Annotated in this window: 14 protein-coding genes, 1 tRNA gene and 1 pseudogene; 8 read left to right on the top strand and 8 right to left on the bottom strand. The window is 71.8% G+C overall.

Features of this window, described 5'->3' with window-relative positions; all coding sequences use genetic code 11:
- The first annotated feature begins 281 nt into the window (after positions 1-281).
- The 3 genes from PUR53_RS34965 to PUR53_RS34955 all read left to right on the top strand — a co-directional run bounded on the left by PUR53_RS34965 (position 282) and on the right by PUR53_RS34955 (position 3,429).
- On the top strand, positions 282-1,937 hold the full coding sequence (locus PUR53_RS34965) for an FAD-binding dehydrogenase (RefSeq protein WP_329897626.1): 1,656 nt from the start codon (positions 282-284) through the stop codon (positions 1,935-1,937).
- 105 nt (positions 1,938-2,042) lie between these two features.
- A complete protein-coding gene (locus tag PUR53_RS34960) occupies positions 2,043-2,822 on the top strand; it encodes a molybdopterin-dependent oxidoreductase (RefSeq protein WP_329897627.1) in 780 nt (259 codons plus the stop codon).
- Positions 2,806-3,429 carry a cytochrome b/b6 domain-containing protein gene (locus tag PUR53_RS34955; protein ID WP_329897628.1) on the top strand — a complete coding sequence of 208 codons (624 nt, stop codon included), beginning with the start codon at positions 2,806-2,808 and terminating at the stop codon, positions 3,427-3,429. Before PUR53_RS34960 ends, PUR53_RS34955 begins: the two co-directional genes overlap by 17 nt.
- Before the next feature lie 52 nt (positions 3,430-3,481).
- On the opposite strand, the pseudogene PUR53_RS34950 reads toward PUR53_RS34955, so the two are convergent.
- Both PUR53_RS34950 and PUR53_RS34945 read right to left on the bottom strand, forming a co-directional pair.
- Positions 3,482-4,878 (bottom strand): annotated as a pseudogene (locus PUR53_RS34950) (GntP family permease).
- Between the two features lie 72 nt (positions 4,879-4,950).
- The gene (locus PUR53_RS34945) at positions 4,951-5,469 is read right to left on the bottom strand and encodes a gluconokinase (protein WP_033531625.1); all 519 of its coding nucleotides are present in this window, start codon (positions 5,467-5,469) and stop codon (positions 4,951-4,953) included.
- Positions 5,470-5,612: 143 nt separating this feature from the next.
- Between PUR53_RS34945 and PUR53_RS34940 the strand changes: the two genes are divergently transcribed.
- Positions 5,613-6,314, top strand: a complete 702-nt coding sequence (locus PUR53_RS34940) for a FadR/GntR family transcriptional regulator (RefSeq protein WP_329897630.1) — start codon at positions 5,613-5,615, stop codon at positions 6,312-6,314.
- A gap of 28 nt (positions 6,315-6,342) precedes the next feature.
- Here the strand turns inward: PUR53_RS34940 and PUR53_RS34935 are convergent, their stop codons facing one another.
- From PUR53_RS34935 to PUR53_RS34915, 5 genes are all read right to left on the bottom strand, one after another.
- Positions 6,343-6,870 (bottom strand): ferredoxin, encoded by a 528-nt coding sequence (locus tag PUR53_RS34935; protein WP_329910866.1) that lies wholly within the window; start codon positions 6,868-6,870, stop codon positions 6,343-6,345.
- Positions 6,867-7,304 (bottom strand): YchJ family protein, encoded by a 438-nt coding sequence (locus tag PUR53_RS34930; RefSeq protein ID WP_443078126.1) that lies wholly within the window; start codon positions 7,302-7,304, stop codon positions 6,867-6,869. The genes PUR53_RS34935 and PUR53_RS34930 overlap by 4 nt, the downstream gene beginning before the upstream one ends.
- A 19-nt stretch (positions 7,305-7,323) precedes the next feature.
- The gene (locus tag PUR53_RS34925; protein WP_329910865.1) at positions 7,324-8,706 is read right to left on the bottom strand and encodes a M1 family metallopeptidase; all 1,383 of its coding nucleotides are present in this window, start codon (positions 8,704-8,706) and stop codon (positions 7,324-7,326) included.
- A 77-nt stretch (positions 8,707-8,783) separates the two neighbouring features.
- The gene (locus PUR53_RS34920) at positions 8,784-12,659 is read right to left on the bottom strand and encodes a Pls/PosA family non-ribosomal peptide synthetase (RefSeq protein ID WP_329910864.1); all 3,876 of its coding nucleotides are present in this window, start codon (positions 12,657-12,659) and stop codon (positions 8,784-8,786) included.
- Positions 12,660-12,943: 284 nt separating this feature from the next.
- Positions 12,944-13,028 (bottom strand) — tRNA-Leu (locus PUR53_RS34915).
- 199 nt (positions 13,029-13,227) lie between these two features.
- On the opposite strand from PUR53_RS34915, the gene PUR53_RS34910 reads away from it, so the two are divergent.
- The 3 genes from PUR53_RS34910 (at position 13,228) to PUR53_RS34900 (ending at position 16,047) form a co-directional block, all read left to right on the top strand.
- The gene (locus PUR53_RS34910) at positions 13,228-14,553 is read left to right on the top strand and encodes a M20/M25/M40 family metallo-hydrolase (protein WP_329897635.1); all 1,326 of its coding nucleotides are present in this window, start codon (positions 13,228-13,230) and stop codon (positions 14,551-14,553) included.
- A gap of 155 nt (positions 14,554-14,708) precedes the next feature.
- On the top strand, positions 14,709-14,942 hold the full coding sequence (chpH, locus tag PUR53_RS34905) for a chaplin ChpH (protein WP_033531632.1): 234 nt from the start codon (positions 14,709-14,711) through the stop codon (positions 14,940-14,942).
- Positions 14,943-15,075: 133 nt separating this feature from the next.
- Positions 15,076-16,047 (top strand): chaplin, encoded by a 972-nt coding sequence (locus tag PUR53_RS34900; protein WP_329897636.1) that lies wholly within the window; start codon positions 15,076-15,078, stop codon positions 16,045-16,047.
- A gap of 70 nt (positions 16,048-16,117) precedes the next feature.
- Here the strand turns inward: PUR53_RS34900 and PUR53_RS34895 are convergent, their stop codons facing one another.
- The gene (locus PUR53_RS34895; RefSeq protein ID WP_005485166.1) at positions 16,118-16,306 is read right to left on the bottom strand and encodes a DUF5703 family protein; all 189 of its coding nucleotides are present in this window, start codon (positions 16,304-16,306) and stop codon (positions 16,118-16,120) included.
- Positions 16,307-16,354: 48 nt separating this feature from the next.
- Here PUR53_RS34895 and PUR53_RS34890 point away from each other — a divergent pair, with 48 nt between their 5' ends.
- Complete coding sequence (locus tag PUR53_RS34890) at positions 16,355-17,041, top strand: hypothetical protein (protein WP_329897637.1); 687 nt, start codon at positions 16,355-16,357, stop codon at positions 17,039-17,041.
- Positions 17,042-17,076 lie beyond the last annotated feature (35 nt).

Below are 17,076 nucleotides of genomic sequence, written 5' to 3'. Positions count from 1 at the left end.
GCGGACGTCCCCGAGGGGTTTCCGCTCGGCATCCCGATCGGAGGGTGATTTGTGCCCCGATGGGTGGCCCGCTATGTATTCGGCCGACTGTAGCGGCCTCACCGGGGGCTGTCCGTAAGAGGAGACACATCTCGGCAGTTGACTAGGTCACGCCTTCTGCCGAAGGATCTGATCCCAAAGCTGCTGACCGGCCGGTAACAAAGCGGGGGTCGTGCCCGGCCCGTTCGGCGTGCCCCCGTTCGCCCCCGCTTGCCTGACCCGTTCCCGAGAGGACGTCCTCCATGTCGTACGACGCAGATGTGATCGTGATCGGGGCGGGCCTCGCCGGGCTCGCGGCGACCGCGGAGCTCGTCGACGCGGGCCGCAAGGTGATCCTCCTCGACCAGGAGCCGGAGCAGTCGATCGGCGGCCAGGCGCACTGGTCGTTCGGCGGGCTCTTCTTCGTCGACTCGCCCGAGCAGCGCCGACTGCGGATCAAGGACAGCCACGCCCTCGCCCTCCAGGACTGGATGGGCACGGCCGCGTTCGACCGCGAGGAGGACCACTGGCCGCGCAAGTGGGCCGAGGCGTATGTGAACTTCGCGGCCACCGAGAAGCGGTCCTGGCTCCACCAGCAGGGCGTCCGCTTCTTCCCGGTGGTCGGCTGGGCCGAGCGCGGCGGCTACGACGCCAACGGCCACGGCAACTCCGTCCCGCGCTTCCACATCACCTGGGGCACCGGCCCCGGCCTCGTGGCCCCCTTCGAGCGGCGGGTGCGGGAGGGTGTGGCCCGGGGGCTGGTCCAGCTGAAGTTCCGGCACCGCGTGACGGGCCTGTCGCGCAGCGCGGGCTCCGTCGACACCGTCACCGGCGAGATCCTGGAACCGTCGACGATCGAACGCGGTCAGCCGAGCGGCCGTGAGGTCACCGGCGCCTTCGAACTGAAGGCGCAGGCCGTGATCGTCACCTCCGGCGGCATCGGCGGCAACCACGACCTGGTCCGCGCCAACTGGCCCGAGCGCCTCGGCAAGGCACCGGAGAAGATGATCTCCGGTGTCCCGGCGCACGTCGACGGCCGGATGCTCGGCATCGCCGAGGAGGCGGGCGCGCGCCTCATCAATCGCGACCGCATGTGGCACTACACCGAGGGCATCCAGAACTGGAACCCCATCTGGGAGAACCACGGCATCCGCGTCCTCCCGGGCCCGTCCTCGCTCTGGCTGGACGCCCGCGGCAAGCGCCTGCCGGTGCCCCTCTTCCCCGGCTTCGACACCCTCGGCACCCTCGAACACATCATGAAGACCGGTTACGACTACACGTGGTTCGTGCTCGACCAGAAGATCATCGGCAAGGAGTTCGCCCTCTCCGGCTCCGAGCAGAACCCCGACCTGACGGGCAAGTCCATCAAGGACGTCTTCATCCGGGCCCGCGCGGACGTCCCCGGCCCGGTGAAGGCCTTCATGGACCACGGCGTCGACTTCGTCGTGGAGAAGGACCTCGGCTCCCTGGTCCGCGGCATGAACGCGCTCACCAAGGAACCACTGATCGACGAGGCCGAGCTGCGCCGCGAGATCGTCTCCCGGGACCGCGAGGTCGCCAACCCCTTCACCAAGGACCTCCAGGTCATGGCGATCCGGGGGGCCCGCAACTACCTCGGCGACAAGCTCATCCGCACCGCCACCCCGCACCGCATCCTCGACCCCAAGGCGGGCCCGCTGATCGCCGTCCGCCTGAACATCCTGACCCGCAAGACCCTCGGCGGCCTGGAGACCGACCTCTCCTCCCGGGTTCTCACCGAGGGCGGCGACCCGCTGGAGGGCGTGTACGCGGCGGGCGAGGCCGCCGGCTTCGGCGGCGGCGGCGTCCACGGCTACCGCTCCCTGGAGGGCACGTTCCTCGGCGGCTGCCTGTTCTCGGGCCGCACGGCGGGCCGGGCCGCGGCGAAGGCGACGGGCTGATCCGCGTCCCGCGGGCCCCTTCGCGGAGGTTCCGGCGGGTGAGGAATTCCGTCGAATTTCCGCCGTTCCTGGCACGACGGGGGCGGCGGATGTTCGAATCAGTGGGTGAACCCTGAACATCCCGAAGCGCGGGAAGCGCCGACGGAGCACCTCGAAGACCAGGAGGAGCGGGGCGGCCGGGAGCCGGGCCGGCCGATCGGCCGCCGTATCCTCCTCGGAACCCTCGGGCTCGGCGCCCTCGGTGTCGTCTCCGCGCCGGTCCTCCAGCGCGGCATGGAGGCGTTCCTCGGCGAGGCGGCCCAGAAGGACCCCACCGGACTGACCGGCCTGCTCCCCAACGGCGGCGGCTTCCGCTACTACTCGGTGACGGCGTCCGTTCCCCGCAAGTCCGCCGCGAACTACCGCCTCACCGTCGACGGACTGGTGGACAAGCCCGCCTCGTACAGCCTCGCCGACCTGCGGGCCCTCCCGCAGACCCGAATGGTCAAGGACGTCCAGTGCGTCACCGGCTGGCGCGTGCCGGACACCCCGTTCGAGGGCGTACGGCTCTCCGTGCTGCTGGACGCGGCCGGGGTGCGCCCCTCGGCGACGGCGGTCCGCTTCACCTGCTTCGACGGGGCGTACAGCGAGAGCCTCACCCTGGAGCAGGCCCGCCGCGCGGACGTCCTGGTGGCCCTGCGGATGCAGGACAAGGACCTCGGCCACAACCACGGCGGCCCGGTTCGCCTCTACGTCGCCCCCATGTACTTCTACAAATCGGCGAAGTGGCTCTCCGGCATCGAGGTCACCGAGGAGGTCGAGCCCGGCTACTGGGAGGAGCGGGGCTATGACATCGACGCGTGGGTCGGCCGATCGAACGGGCGGGACGATGAACCGACGACTTGAGGAGCGGCCGGTCGTCACGGACTCCCGCGTCCCGCGCTTCACCGCCGCCGAACGCTGGATCCACCGGACGACCGCCGCCCTGATGGGCATCTGCGTGGCGACGGCGGCCTGCCTCTACCTCCCCGCCCTCGCGGAACTGATCGGCCGCCGGGCCCTGGTGGTGACGGTCCACCAGTGGACGGGCCTGCTGCTGCCGGTCCCGGTCCTGGCGGGCCTCGCCTCCCGCGCGTTCCGCGCGGACGTCGGCCGCCTCAACCGCTGGGGCCCGCACGACCGCCTCTGGCTCCGCGCCGCCCGCCGCCGGGCCCCGGGCCCGCGCCCCGCCGCCAAGTTCAACGCCGGGCAGAAGCTCTACGCCGCCTGGATCGCCGGCGCCACCCTCGTCATGCTCGCCACGGGCCTGATGATGTGGTTCACCCATCTCACCCCCCTGATGTGGCGCACCAGCGCGACCTTCGTCCACGACTGGCTGGCCCTGACCATCGGCATCGTCCTGGCCGGCCACATCGGCATGGCCCTGGGCGACCCGGAGGCCCGCCGGGGCCTGCGGACGGGGTCGGTGAGCAGGGAGTGGGCGGAGAGCGAACACCCGCTGTGGCGGCCGTAGACGCGACGGTCACAGCGGATGCTCCCTCGGACAGGACCTGCTCCCGTACCGCCTAGATGATCAGCGACAGCAGCAGCACGATCGCCCCTGCCACCACCGAGATGATCGTCTCCATCACCGACCAGGTCTTGATGGTCTGGCCGACGCTCATCCCGAAGTACTCCTTCACCATCCAGAAGCCGGCGTCGTTGACGTGGCTGAAGAAGAGGGAGCCGGCGCCGATCGCGAGGACCAGCAGGGCCGTGTGCGTGGTCGACATGTCCGCGGCGAGCGGGGCCACCAGGCCCGCCGCCGAGATCGTGGCGACCGTGGCCGACCCGGTCGCCAGCCGGATCGCCACCGCGATCAGCCAGGCCAGGACGAGCGCGGGGATCGACCAGTCCTCGGAGATCTCCAGGATCATCTGCCCGACCCCGGAGTCGATGAGTGTCTGCTTGAACCCGCCGCCCGCGCCGACGATCAGCAGGATGCCCGCGATCGGCGCGAGGGACTTCTCGACGGTCGACCCCAGCCGCTCCTTGGTGAACCCGGCCGCCCGCCCCAGCGTGAACATGCCCACCAGCACGGCCGCGAGCAGCGCGATGAGCGGTGAGCCGACGACGTCGAAGACCCGCTGCACCATGGTCTCGGGGTCGTCGACGACGATGTCCACGAGCGCCTTGGCCAGCATCAGGACGACGGGCAGGAGGACGGTCGCCACGGTCGCGCCGAAGCCGGGCCGCTTCTCCAGCTCCTCCGAGGGCCTCGCCTGGATCATGCGCTCCGGCACCGGGACGTCCACCCAGCGCGCCGCGTACTTCGAGAACAGGGGACCGGCGATGATCACGGTCGGTATCGCGACGAGCAGGCCCAGCGCCAGCGTGACGCCCAGGTTGGCCTGCACCGCGTCGATCGCGACCAGCGGTCCGGGGTGCGGCGGGATCAGCCCGTGCATGACCGACAGACCGGCCAGCGCCGGGATGCCGATGCGCATCAGCGAGTAGTTGCCGCGCTTGGCGACCATCAGCACCACCGGGATCAGCAGCACGATCCCGACCTCGAAGAACAACGGCAGCCCGATCACCGAGGCGATCGCACCATCGCCCACGGCATCGCCCGCCCCTGGGCCCTGGCGAGGATGGTGTCGACGATCTGGTCGGCGCCCCCGGAGTCCGCCAGCAGCTTGCCGAGGATCGCGCCCAACGCGATGAGCACACCGACCCCGGCCACGGTCGTCCCGAGCCCGGTGGTGAAGCTGGCGATCGCCTTGTCCAGCGGCGCCCCGGCGAACGCGCCGAGCGCGAGCGAGCCGATGGTCAGCGCCAGGAAGGCGTGCACCTTGAACCTGGTGATGAGCACGACGATCACGGCGATGCCCGCCAGTACGGCGATGCCCAGCTGTGCGTGCCCCGCCGAGGTGATCGGCTCGACGGGGTCCGCTGCCAGCAGCTCGACGTTGAGTCTGGTCACGGTGATTCCTTGGTCGGTGGGTTTCGGGGGAGGTGGGGGAGGGACGGAAGGAGGAGGCGGCGCGCCGAGGGCCTACGACGACGCCGGATCGAACTCCCGCAGCGCTGCGACCGCCCGCTCGGCGATCTCCTCGGGCGCGCCCGACACGTCGACCGTGACGCCCGCCTCGTCCGCCTCCAGCGGCTGCAGCGTGGCGAACTGCGAGTCGAGCAGCGCCGTGGGCATGAAGTGGCCCTGCCGGTGGGACATCCGGTCCTCGATGAGGGCCCGGTCACCGGCGAGATGCACGAAGACGACATCGGGCGCCGCCGCCCGCAGCCGGTCCCGGTAGGCACGCTTCAACGCGGAGCAGCTGACCACCCCGCCGAGTCCCGCCCGGTCGTGCGCCCAGGTGCCGATGGCGTCCAGCCACGGCCCCCGGTCCGCGTCGTCCAGGGGTGTCCCGGCCGACATCTTGGCGATGTTGGCCTCGGGGTGGAAGTCGTCGCCCTCGGCGTAGGGCACGCCGAGCCGGGCCGCGAGCAGGGGACCGATCGTGGTCTTCCCGGTCCCCGCCACGCCCATCACCACGACGACCTGAGGGGTACGCATCACTACCTCGCTGTCTTCGTCGACATCTGAGACGTCACCCGACGTCGACGACACTGAAACCCATTAGGTACGACGAATTCAAGCCCTCGACACAAATAAGTCTGACTTTTTCTCCGTTGCCCCCTCCTCGTACCCTGATCCCCATGACCACACCGGGCCGGGGGCTGCACGGCCGAGTTCTGGAGACCCTCGGACCGGCGATCACGGCGGGCGAGTACCCACCGGGCAGCGTGCTGCGCACGGACGAACTCGCCCAGACCTTCGAGGTCTCCCGCTCCGTGATGCGCGAGGCGGTCCGCGTGCTGGAGTCCATGCACCTGGTCGAGTCCCGCCGCCGGGTCGGCGTGATCGTCCGCCCGTCCGCCGAGTGGAACGTCTACGACCCGCAGGTCATCCGCTGGCGCCTGGCGGGCGCGGACCGCGCCCGCCAGCTGCGCTCCCTCACGGTCCTGCGATCCGCCGTCGAACCGATCGCCGCGGGCCTCGCCGCGCGGCACGCCACCGCCGAGCAGTGCGCCGCGCTCACCGAGTGCGCCATCGGCATGGTCGCCAACTCACGCGGCCACAAACTGGAGGGCTATCTCCGGCACGACGTCGTCTTCCACCGCCTGATCCTCGACGCCTCCGGCAACGAGATGTTCGCCCGCCTCGGCGACGTCGTCGAGGAGGTCCTCGCCGGCCGCACCCACCACGCCGTGATGTTCCACGACCCCGACCCCGTCGCCGTCACCCTCCACGTCCAGGTCGCCGAGGCCATCCGCGAACGCGACGCCTCCCGAGCCGAACGACTCACCAGGGAGATCACCGAGGGCGCCCTCCAGGAGCTGGACATCCTGGCGCCGTGAACGCACGACCACGGCAGGACGCCCGGTCCTACAGCGCGGGCAACCGGTCCTCGGCGCCCGGCGACCGCCGCTCCTCCAGCCAGTACAGATACACCCGCAGGTCCGTGGCCAAGCCGTCCGCGATGTACGCCTCGAAGTCCCGAACGGCCGCAACGATCCCCTGCCCCGACCGGGCGTCGAACTCCGCCCACTCGCCCCTGCGACCGGCCAGGTACTCCGTGACCCGTGCCCGCCCCCGCCACCACTCGCGCACCAGGTCCGACGTCCACCACGCGTCCCCGTCGCAGGCGTAGCAGGCGAACGGATCCGATCTCGCCGCCTCGACCAGCCGGGCCGTCTCCGCGGGCGTCCTGGGCTGGCGGTACACGTACTCGGACGCGTGCTCGCCGCCGTAGAGCACATGGGCGGGCGCGTGCAGCCGCCCGGTCCAGCAGTTGTCGGTGTCGGCGCCGTACAACGGCCCCGGCACGTTCAGCCAGAGCCGGTCCTCCCAGCGCCCCTTGAACGCCTCCCGGTCGTCGCCGACGGACGTGAGCGGGTCGAAGTAACGGGTCATGACTCCGGGAACTCGCCGTCCACGTACACCCACGCCCCGTCCACCCGCTCGAAGCGGCTGCGTTCGTGCATCGAGCCGCCGCGGTACGAGGCGCGGAAGGTGACGGTGCCGCTGGTGTGGAAGGCGGAGCCGTCCCGGGTCTCCAGGATCTCCAGGCCGGTCCAGCGCATCGTCGTGTCGAAGGCGACGTCGGCGGGCCGGGTGCGGGGATGCCAACTGCGCAGCAGATAGGCCTCGTCGCGCACGACGAACGCGCTGTACCGGGACCGCATCAGGGCCTCGGCGGTCGGCGCGGCGGCGCTCCCGGAGTGGTAGCGCCCACAGCAGTCCTCGTAGGTCCGCGGCAGCCCGCACGGGCACGTGCGAGGGACCGGCGAAGCGGCCCGCGAAGCACTCTTCGACCTGGCCCTGGAACCACTGCGGCGCGACGACATGGCAGTCATTGTGCCCGCTCTACGCCGAGCCCGCGTTCGTCGGCGGATACGGCGGTCGCGCCGGCGTCCCGGGCGCCCTCGGGGAGGGCAGGGGCGGCAGCGCCGGCTCCCGCAACCAGGCCCGGAACAGGGCGTCCAGCGGCCCGTCGGCATAGCGGCCGGCGTGCGCCGTGAAACCGGCCGTCGTCACGGCACCGCCGCGGTGGACGGTCGCCCAGCCGCGCAGCATCCGGAAGAACGCCTCGTCACCGAGGGCACAGCGGACAGCGTGGACGGTGAGACCGCCGCGCTCGTAGAGCCGGTCGTCGAACATCAGCTTGCGGCCCGGGTCGGCCAGCCGCAGGTCCTGCGGCAGCGCGGCGAGCTTCTGGTGCGCGGCGGCGGCCAGTTGCTGCGCGCTGCGCCCGCCGGAACGCTCCGACCACAGCCACTCGGCGTACTTGGCGAACCCCTCGTTCAGCCAGATGTGCCGCCAGTCCGCGATGGACACGCTGTTGCCGAACCACTGGTGCGCCAGCTCGTGCGCCACCAGCCGCTCCGAACCCCGCGCCCCGTCCACGTGGTTGGCGCCGAACAGCGACAACCCCTGGGCCTCGACCGGGACATCGAGCTCCTCCTCGGTCACCACCACCGCGTACTCCCCGAACGGGTACGGCCCGAAGAGCTCCTCGAACAGCTCCATCATGGCGGGCTGCCGCGCGAAGTCCCGCGAGAACTCGGTGAGCAGGTGCGCCGGGATGTGCCCGTGCTGCGGCACCCCGCCCGGCCGCGGATCGCCCAGCAGCACCGTCTGGTACCGCCCGATCGACAGCCCCACCAGATAGCTCGACGTCGGCGCCGACTGCTCGTACACCCACGTCGTCGTGGACGCCTTCGCCGTACGGGTGAGCAGTCGCCCGCCCGCCACCACCTGGTACGCCGAGGGCGTCGTCACCGAGATCTGGTACGAGGCCTTGTCGGCGGGCCGGTCGTTGCACGGATACCAGGACGGCGCCCCGACCGGCTGGCTCGCCACCAGTGCCCCGTCGGTCAGCTCCTCCCAACCGAGCCCGCCCCAGGGGCTGTTGACCGGCTTGGGATTGCCCGACCAGTGCACCTCGACCGTGAACGCGGCCCCGGGCCGGATCGGCTTGGCCGGCCGGATCCGCAGTCTGCCGCCCCGGTGCGAGTAGTGCGGCGCCCGCCCGTCGACCCGCACCCGCCCGATCTTGAAGTCGGCCAGGTTCAACTGGAACTCGGCGAGCGCTGCCCGGCCCGCTATGGCGTTGAGCCGCGCGGTGCCCGACAGCCGGTTCGGCCCCGGCCGGTAGTCCACAGCCAGCTCGTACCGATGCACCCGGTAACGGGAATCGCCGTTCGCCGGGAAGTACGGGTCCGGACCCACTGACTGCTGAACCGCCACTGCCGCTTCTGCTCCCCGCTCCGCTCTCGTACGACGTCCATCGTCCCCCGGGTTCCCCGGCGCCGCACGAGCCGCGTTCAGCGGCGCCATGACTCGATCGGGTTGCCCAGCCACCGGGTGTCGTCGGGAACGGACTCCGCGGCCATGACCAGCGACGCCGGACCCAGCGTGGTGCGGGCCCCGACCACGCTGCCGGGCAGGACGATTCCGCCCGGGCCCAGGGTGGCACCCTCACGGAGCTCCACAGTATCCGTCCGCAAGATCCGGTCGTGGAAGAGGTGGGTCTGCAGGACACATCCCCGGTTCACCGTGGCCCCGTCGCCGAGCGTCACGAGGTCGGCCTCGGGCAGCCAGTAACTCTCCACCCACACCCCCTTGCCGATCCGCGCGCCCAGCCCGCGCAGCCACACGTTGAGCACCGGCGTACCGGGCACCGCCCCGGCCAGCCACGGCACCGCCAGCACCTCCACGAAGGTGTCCGCCAGCTCGTTGCGCCACACGAAACCGCTCCACAGGGGATGCTCACCCGTGCGGTGCCGCCCCACGAGCAGCCACTTCGCGACCACGGACACCAGGCCCGCCTGCACACCCGCCCCCAGCAGCACGACGCCGCCCCACAGCCACGCCCAGCCGCCCAGCGCGCTCAGCGCCGCCACCGTCAGCAGCGCGAGCCCCGCCGAGCAGAACACCGGCACGATCCGGCACAGCTCCACCAGCGCCCGCGCCCACAGCAGCCGCGCCGGCGGCTCGTACGTCAGGCTCTGGTCGCCGCCGGCCGCCGCCCGGGGCAGCTTGACCGGCGGCAGCCCCAGATACGAGCTGCCCTTCTTCGCCTTCTTCGGCGTCGCCGACAGCACCCCCACCAGACCGCCGTCCGGCACGGAACGCCCCGGCGCGGTCATCCCCGAGTTCCCCAGGAACGCCCGCCGCCCGATCTGCGCCCGCCCGATCCGCATCCAGCCCCCGCCGAGTTCGTACGGCGCGGTCAGGGTGTCGTCCGCGAGGAACGCCCCCTCCCCGACCGTCGTCAGACTCGGCAGCGCCAGCACCGTCGACACCTCCGCGCCCCGGCCGATCCGCATCCCGAGCAGCCGCAGCCACACCGGCGTGACCAGGCCCGCGTACAGCGGGAACAGCGTCTCCCGCGACTTGTCCATCAGCTGGGTGACCGTCCACGCCTGCCAGCCGACCCGGCTGTGCGTGGGATGCGTACCCTCCCGCAGCCCGAGGCTCAGCAGCCGCACGGCGATCAGCAGCAGCAGCGCGTACGCCGCCCCGAACGCGAGCGTGGCGGGCACCAGCCCGAGCGCCGCGCCCCGCAGGGCGCCGCCGAGCCCGGCCTCCGGATCCACGAACAGACTCAGCACGGCCAGCGCGGCGACCCCGGCGAGCACCGGCAGCGCGGTCAGCCCGACCCCGCTCACCCCGTACGACGCCCGCCAGAACAGGCCCCGCTGCGGCCGCTCCTTGGGCCAGTTCCGCTTCGCCTTTCCCAGCTTGACCGCCGGCGCCCCGGCCCAGCGCTGCCCGGTGGGCACCTGGCCGACCACGGCCGACCCGGGCGCCACCTCGGCCCGCTTGCCGACCCTGGCCCCCGGCAGCAGCATGCTCCGCGTCCCCACGACCGCGCCGGCGCCCACCTTGACCGGCCCGATCTCCAGCCGGTCCCCGTCGAGCCAGTATCCGGAGAGGTCCACCTCGGACTCCACGGCCGCGCCCCGCCCGAGCTTGAGCATCCCGGTCACCGGCGGCAGCGCGTGCAGATCGACATCGGCCCCGACCTTGGCGCCCAGGGCACGCGCGTACCGTTCCAGCCACACCCCGGTCAGCGAGGTCGCCCCGCTGAACTCGGCCAGCCGCTCGGCCGCCCACAGCCGCAGGTGCACGCCCCCACCGCGCGCGTACCGACCGGGCTCGACGCCGCGCAGCAGCAGCCGCGCCCCGCCCGCCGCGATCGCCAGCCGCCCCGGCGGGGTGAAGAACAGCACCGCCCCGACCGCCACGGCCCACCAGGGCGCGGTCGGCAGCCAGGCGTAGGACCCCAGCAGATTCCCCAGCGCCGTCAGCGGGACGACCCACCGCAGGGCGAGCAGGGTGAACAGGGGGAACAGCAGCGCGAGCTGGACGATCCGCGCCCGCACCGGCACGGGCGCCACGGCCCGCCGCGCCCCGTCCTCGCCGCCCGACTCCTCCAGGTACCGGGCCAGCTTCCTGAGCGTGGGCCGCTGGTAGACGTCCACCACCGCGACGCTCGGGTACCGGGTCCGCAGCCGCGTCGTCAGCTGCGCGGCGGCCAGACTGCCGCCGCCGATGGCGAAGAAGTCGTCGCCCGCGCCGCCGACCGGGATCCCCAGCACCTCGGCCCACTGCTCGGCGAGCCACGCCTCGGTTCCGTACAGCTCCTCGGTGGGACCGGCGGTCTCCAGGTCCGCGAGCGGCCACGGCAGGGCGTTCCGGTCGACCTTCCCGGACGTCCGGGTCGGCAGCTCCGCCACCGGCGCCAGCAGCGGCACCAACGCGGCCGGCAGCTCGGCCCGCAGCTTCTCCACGGCCGCCGCGTGGTCCCAGCCCTCCTGCGTGACCACATAGCCGACGAGCAGCTGGTTGCCGCTCCGCGCGGTCCGTACGGCCGCCGCGGCGCCCGCGACGCCGGGCAGCGCCTGCAACGCGGCGTCGACCTCACCCAGCTCGATCCGCCGGCCGCCGAGCTTGATCTGCTCGTCGGCCCGCCCGAGGAAGATCAGCCCCTCGGGCTCGGCCTTCACCAGGTCACCGCTGCGATAGGCCCGCTCCCAGCCCAGTGACTGAAGCGGCGCGTACTTCTCCGCGTCCTTCTCGGCGTCGAGATACCGCGCGAGCCCGACCCCGCCGATCACGAGCTGCCCGCTGCCGCCCATCGGCACCGGCTCCCCGGCCTCGTCCACGACGGCCAGCTCCCACCCGTCGAGCGGCAGCCCGATCCGGATCGGCTCCGCACCGGACATCAGCGAGGCGCACGCGACGACGGTGGCCTCGGTCGGCCCGTACGTGTTCCAGACCTCCCGCCCCTCCGTCACCAGCCGCTGCGCCAGCTCCGGCGGGCACGCCTCACCGCCGAAGATCAGCAGCCGTACGTCGTTGAGGGTCTCGGGCTCCCACAGCGCGGCCAGCGTCGGCACGGTCGACACGACCGTGATCTCCTGCTCCACCAGCCAGGGCCCCAGATCCGCGCCGCTCCTGACCTGCGCGCGCGGCACCGGCACCAGACAGGCGCCGTACCGCCAGGCCAGCCACATCTCCTCGCAGGACGCGTCGAAGGCCACGGACAGCCCGGCCATCACCCGGTCCCCGGGCCCGATCGGCTCCTCGGTCAGGAACAGCGCCGCCTCGGCGTCCACGAACGCGGCGGCACTGCGGTGGCTGACGGCCACGCCCTTGGGCTTGCCGGTCGACCCGGAGGTGAAGATGATCCACGCGTCGTGCTCGACCCCGGGCCGCGCGGCGGGGGAGTCGGACGCGCCGTGCACGGTCATTTCGTGCCCGGCCCCGATGACGGCCCGCACCTCGGCCTCGCCGAACACCAGCTCGGCCCGCTCGTCGGGGTCCTCGGCGTCCACGGGCACATAGGCGGCCCCGGCGGCCAGCACCGCGAGGATCGCGACATACAGCTCGTTGGTGCCCGACGGCACCCGCACCCCGACGCGGTCCCCGAGTCCGACCCCGGCGGCTCCCAACCGTCGCCGCAGGCTCTCCACCTCGACGGCCAGCGCGCGGTAGGTCAGCCGCCGCTTCCCGTCATCCAGCGCGGGCTCGTCCGGGTACGACCGCACGGACGCCTCGAAGACGTCGACGAGGGTGCGGGGGGAGGCCGCGGGACCGGCCGAGAAACGGGCCACCTTGCCGAACTGCCCGGCTCCCTCGACCAACTCTCCGTCGAGCAGCGTCAGGTCAGGACTTTCGTATACGGCGGCCATCGGATCCTCGCCTCTCGAACCCGGACCATCCGGGGGCGCCGGAGGGGCCACAGGTCTGCCTGGGGATATTTCCGTACCGGTGCCGAACAAGCCCCATACTCTAGTGCTCGGGTGACTACGGCCTGTCGTGTCGGCCAAGCGGAGGCATCCGCAGAGCGGCCCGCAGGGGACGCCCGAACGGGCTGTGACCTGCGCTTTCTCGAGCAGCGAGAGATATGTCCCACATTTCGCCACCATCAACGCACGAAGGCCGCGACCCTGGGGTCGCGGCCTTCGCCACTGTGTGTCCGAGGGGGGACTTGAACCCCCACGCCCGATAAAGGGCACTAGCACCTCAAGCTAGCGCGTCTGCCATTCCGCCACCCGGACAAGGTGTCTGTCGTGCGGGGCTCTCCCCGCGGCGACGAAGGAAACATTACCAGGCTTTCGAGGGCCCCCGATCACACCCCGTCCCCGGGGCGGCCCGGCGTGAACGGCGTGTGACGGGCCGGTCCCGGTCTTGGGACGGGCGGTGGGGCAGGAGGAGGATGAGGGGGAACCACCAGCAGCGACAGCGGGAGGAACCAGCGTGAGTGAGACGGACACGGGCAGGCACGTGACCGGCGAGGACGAGGTCGTCGACCTCTGCCGCGAGCTGATCCGGATCGACACCAGCAACTTCGGTGACCACTCGGGCCCGGGTGAGCGCAAGGCCGCCGAGTGGGTCGCCGAGAAGCTGGCCGAGGTGGGCCTGGAGCCGAAGATCTTCGAGTCGCACCCGGGCCGCGCCTCCACGGTGGCCCGCATCGAGGGCGAGGACCCGTCCCGGCCCGCGCTGCTCATCCACGGCCACACCGACGTCGTCCCGGCCAACGCGGCGGACTGGACCCACCACCCGTTCTCCGGCGAGGTCGCCGACGGCTGTGTGTGGGGCCGGGGCGCGGTCGACATGAAGGACATGGACGCCATGACGCTGGCGGTCGTCCGCGACCGGCTGCGCAGCGGTCGCAAGCCCCCGCGCGACATCGTGCTCGCCTTCCTCGCGGACGAGGAGGCCGGCGGCACCTACGGGGCGAAGCACCTCGTCAAGAACCACGCCGACCTCTTCGAGGGCGTCACCGAGGCGATCAGCGAGGTCGGCGGGTTCTCGTTCACGGTGAACGAGCAGCGGCGGCTCTATCTGATCCAGACGGCCGAGAAGGGCATGCACTGGATGAAGCTGACCGTGGCCGGAACGGCGGGCCACGGCTCGATGATCCACCGCGACAACGCCATCACCGAACTGTCGGAGGCCGTCGCACGCCTCGGCCGCCACCAGTTCCCGGTACGGGTCACCAAGACCACCCGCGCCTTCCTCGACGAACTCGGCGACGCCCTCGGCACCACGCTCGACCCGGAGGACATGGAGGGCACCCTCGCCAAGCTGGGCGGAATCGCCAAGCTCATCGGCGCGACGCTGCGCAACACCGCCAACCCCACCCAGCTCGGCGCCGGTTACAAGGTCAACGTCATCCCGGGTGAGGCCACCGCGCATGTCGACGGACGGTTCCTGCCCGGGTTCGAGGAGGAGTTCCTCGCCGACCTCGACAAGATCCTCGGCCCCAAGGTGCGGCGCGAGGACGTGCACTCCGACAAGGCGCTGGAGACCTCCTTCGACGGAGCGATCGTGGACGCCATGCAGTCCGCGCTGCTCGCCGAGGACCCGGCCGCGAAGGCGGTCCCGTACATGCTCTCCGGCGGTACGGACGCCAAGTCCTTCGACGACCTCGGCATCCGGGGCTTCGGCTTCGCGCCGCTGAAGCTGCCGCCGGAGCTGGACTTCGCGGGCATGTTCCACGGCGTCGACGAGAGGGTGCCGGTGGACGGCCTGAAGTTCGGTGTGCGCGTCCTCGACCGTTTCATCGACGCGTCCTGACCCGTCCTGACCTGTCCGGCACTTAATTCGGCCGGGCGTACGAAGGCCGACCGTGACGAGTGAATCCGACCATAAGCTCGTAGCTCCATTACTCCCTCCTCGTTACAGGTGATGCGACTCGCTACTTGGAGTCGCTTTGCCAACAAGGAGGAACAATGCTCAAGAAGGTCGTCGCCGCTGCGGCTGCCACCGGTGGTCTGGTTCTCGCGGGCGCGGGTCTGGCCGTCGCCGACGCCGGGGCTCAGGGTGCCGCCGTCGGCTCCCCGGGTGTCGCGTCCGGCAATGTCGTCCAGGTGCCGGTTCACGTCCCCGTGAACGTGTGCGGCAACACGATCTCGGTGATCGGGCTGCTGAACCCCGCCTTCGGCAACACCTGCATCAACAAGTGACGTTGTGCCTCACCCGGTGAGGGTCTGAACAAACCGTCGGCCCCGGAGTGCGCGCCATGCACTCCGGGGCCGTTCGGTCTCCCGACAAGGTGTACAAGATCACAACATAGGGCTTAAGGCAGGTAATTCAGCAATGCGACAGGTCACCCGCAAAGGCCTCATGACGGTGGCGGCCGCGTCCGGGGTCTTCGCCGCGGCCGGAGGCATGGCGCACGCCGACTCCGGCGCGCAGGGCTCCGCCACCAACTCGCCGGGAGTGCTCTCCGGCAACACCGTGCAGGCGCCGGTGGAGGCCGAGGTCAACGTCTGCGGCAACACGGTGAACGTGGTCGGGCTGCTCAACCCGGCGGCCGGCAACAAGTGTTCCAACGGCGGCGGCAAGCACGCAGGCGGCGGCCACGGCGACCAGGGCCACGGTTCCTCGCACGGTGGTTCCCAGGCCCGGGGTCACGCCAGTGACTCGCCCGGCGTGGCCTCCGGCAACGTCGTGCAGGCCCCGGTGCACGCGCCGGTCAACGTCTGCGGCAACAGCGTGAACGTGGTCGGCGTCGGCAACACGGCCGTGGGCAACGACTGCTCGAACGGCTCGGGCGGCGGCTACGGCGGCGGTTACGGCGACGACGGCCACGGTCCGTCCTACGGCGGCTCCCACGCCGGCGGTCACACCGGTGACTCGCCGGGTGTGGCCTCCGGGAACCACATCCAGGTTCCGGTCCACGTGCCGGTCAACGTGTGCGGCAACAGCGTCAGCGTGGTCGGCATCGGCAACGGGGTCGCGGACGACGACTGCGGGAACTCGGGCGGCGGAGGGGCGCACGAGAACCCGGGCGGCGGCACGCAGAACCCGCCGGGCGACTCCGAGGAGGCGTCCCCGCAGGCTCCGGGCAAGCCCGGCGGGCCTGGCGGTCCGGGCACGCCCGGCGGCGAGGTCCCCGGCGGTGACACCAACACCCCGGGCACGCAGACCGTCACCCAGCCCGACGGTGCCGCGCAGCTGGCCCAGACCGGCGGCGACCTGCCGCTGGGGCTGATGCTCCCGGTGGGTGCGGGGGCGCTGATCGGCGGTGCCCTGATCTACCGCAAGGCACGCGCCGCCGCGCTGTAACCGGACCCGGCGTCCACGAAACGGAGCGGGCCCCGCACCCGCGGGGCCCGCTCCGTTTTGTTCCGCCCACTCACCATGTGGCGCGCACCTGGCGGATGATCCGTCGGCGCAACCGCACCCTGCGGCTGCCGTCACGCAGCAGGCTCAGTCGGTCCAACTCCCAGTGTCCGTACTCGGCATGGTCCGTCAGCAGGCGTGTGGCGTCCTTGCGGGAGACCCCGCGCGGTACGTACACGTCGACAAATTCGTATTCCGGCATCGGTATCTATTGTGCGGGCTGGGGCCCGGTACGGATAGCGTCTGCACTATGTCTGATGCTGCGCAGCCCACCGCTGCCGAGGTACGCGCCGCCGCCGAGGCGGTCAAGACCGCGCTCGACCGCCACCTGGCCGCGGTCGAACGCCGGTCGGGGGAGGACGACCCGGCCGTCTACGAGGCGTTCAACGAGCTGGCCGCGGCCGCCGAGGAGTACGACGAACTGCTCTACGACCGCTATGACGAGGTCACTCCCTTCGAGATCCCCGGCACCGAGGACAGGCCGCCGTACATCGGCCCCGACGAGCCCGGCGCGCTCAGTGTGCTGATCCGCCGCGACTACACAGTGGGCGAGCCGCAGCGGCTGCTGGCACAGGCGCAGCGCGTGGAGGCGGCCGAGGAGCCGACCGCCTCCGAGGGGGCGGCGAGCACCGTGCTCGGCGCGCTCGGCGTGCTGTTCGGTGAGTTCGAGCCGGACGAGATCGCCTCCCGGCACAAGGAGTTCGGTCTGGAGGAGGGTGACTCCACGCTCTGGGTGACCGCCTCGGACGACGCCGCCGAGCCCGGGGAGTGGCTGGAGGCGCCCTTCGAAGGGGTCGACACGCAGCTGACCGTCTGCCGCTTCGACGTCAGCGCGGTCTTCGACGACGAGCCGGACGACGACCTGGATGACGACATCGCGCCGGAGGCGGAGCTGGACGAGGACGAGGATCTGGAACCGCTGGACGTGGACCGGTAGGGGGTCGTGGGGGCGTCCTGTGGCGGGGACGCCCC

The sequence above is a fragment of the Streptomyces sp. SP18BB07 genome (assembly GCF_036322545.1).
GTDB classification, from domain to species: domain Bacteria; phylum Actinomycetota; class Actinomycetes; order Streptomycetales; family Streptomycetaceae; genus Streptomyces; species Streptomyces deccanensis.
Note: the sequence above shows the minus strand (reverse complement) of the source record. Positions and strands in the feature narration are given on the sequence as shown.

Coding starts and splice junctions, on each gene's coding strand:
- PUR53_RS34965 (WP_329897626.1), top strand. CDS start 282: ATGTCGTACGACGCAGATGTGATCGTGATCGGGGCGGGCCTCGCCGGG.
- PUR53_RS34895 (WP_005485166.1), bottom strand. CDS start 16,306: ATGCCGGAATACGAATTTGTCGACGTGTACGTACCGCGCGGGGTCTCC.
- PUR53_RS34920 (WP_329910864.1), bottom strand. CDS start 12,659: ATGGCCGCCGTATACGAAAGTCCTGACCTGACGCTGCTCGACGGAGAG.
- PUR53_RS34935 (WP_329910866.1), bottom strand. CDS start 6,870: ATGACCCGTTACTTCGACCCGCTCACGTCCGTCGGCGACGACCGGGAG.
- PUR53_RS34900 (WP_329897636.1), top strand. CDS start 15,076: ATGCGACAGGTCACCCGCAAAGGCCTCATGACGGTGGCGGCCGCGTCC.
- PUR53_RS34945 (WP_033531625.1), bottom strand. CDS start 5,469: ATGCGTACCCCTCAGGTCGTCGTGGTGATGGGCGTGGCGGGGACCGGG.
- PUR53_RS34940 (WP_329897630.1), top strand. CDS start 5,613: ATGACCACACCGGGCCGGGGGCTGCACGGCCGAGTTCTGGAGACCCTC.
- chpH (WP_033531632.1), top strand. CDS start 14,709: ATGCTCAAGAAGGTCGTCGCCGCTGCGGCTGCCACCGGTGGTCTGGTT.
- PUR53_RS34930 (WP_443078126.1), bottom strand. CDS start 7,304: ATGTCGTCGCGCCGCAGTGGTTCCAGGGCCAGGTCGAAGAGTGCTTCG.
- PUR53_RS34955 (WP_329897628.1), top strand. CDS start 2,806: ATGAACCGACGACTTGAGGAGCGGCCGGTCGTCACGGACTCCCGCGTC.
- PUR53_RS34890 (WP_329897637.1), top strand. CDS start 16,355: ATGTCTGATGCTGCGCAGCCCACCGCTGCCGAGGTACGCGCCGCCGCC.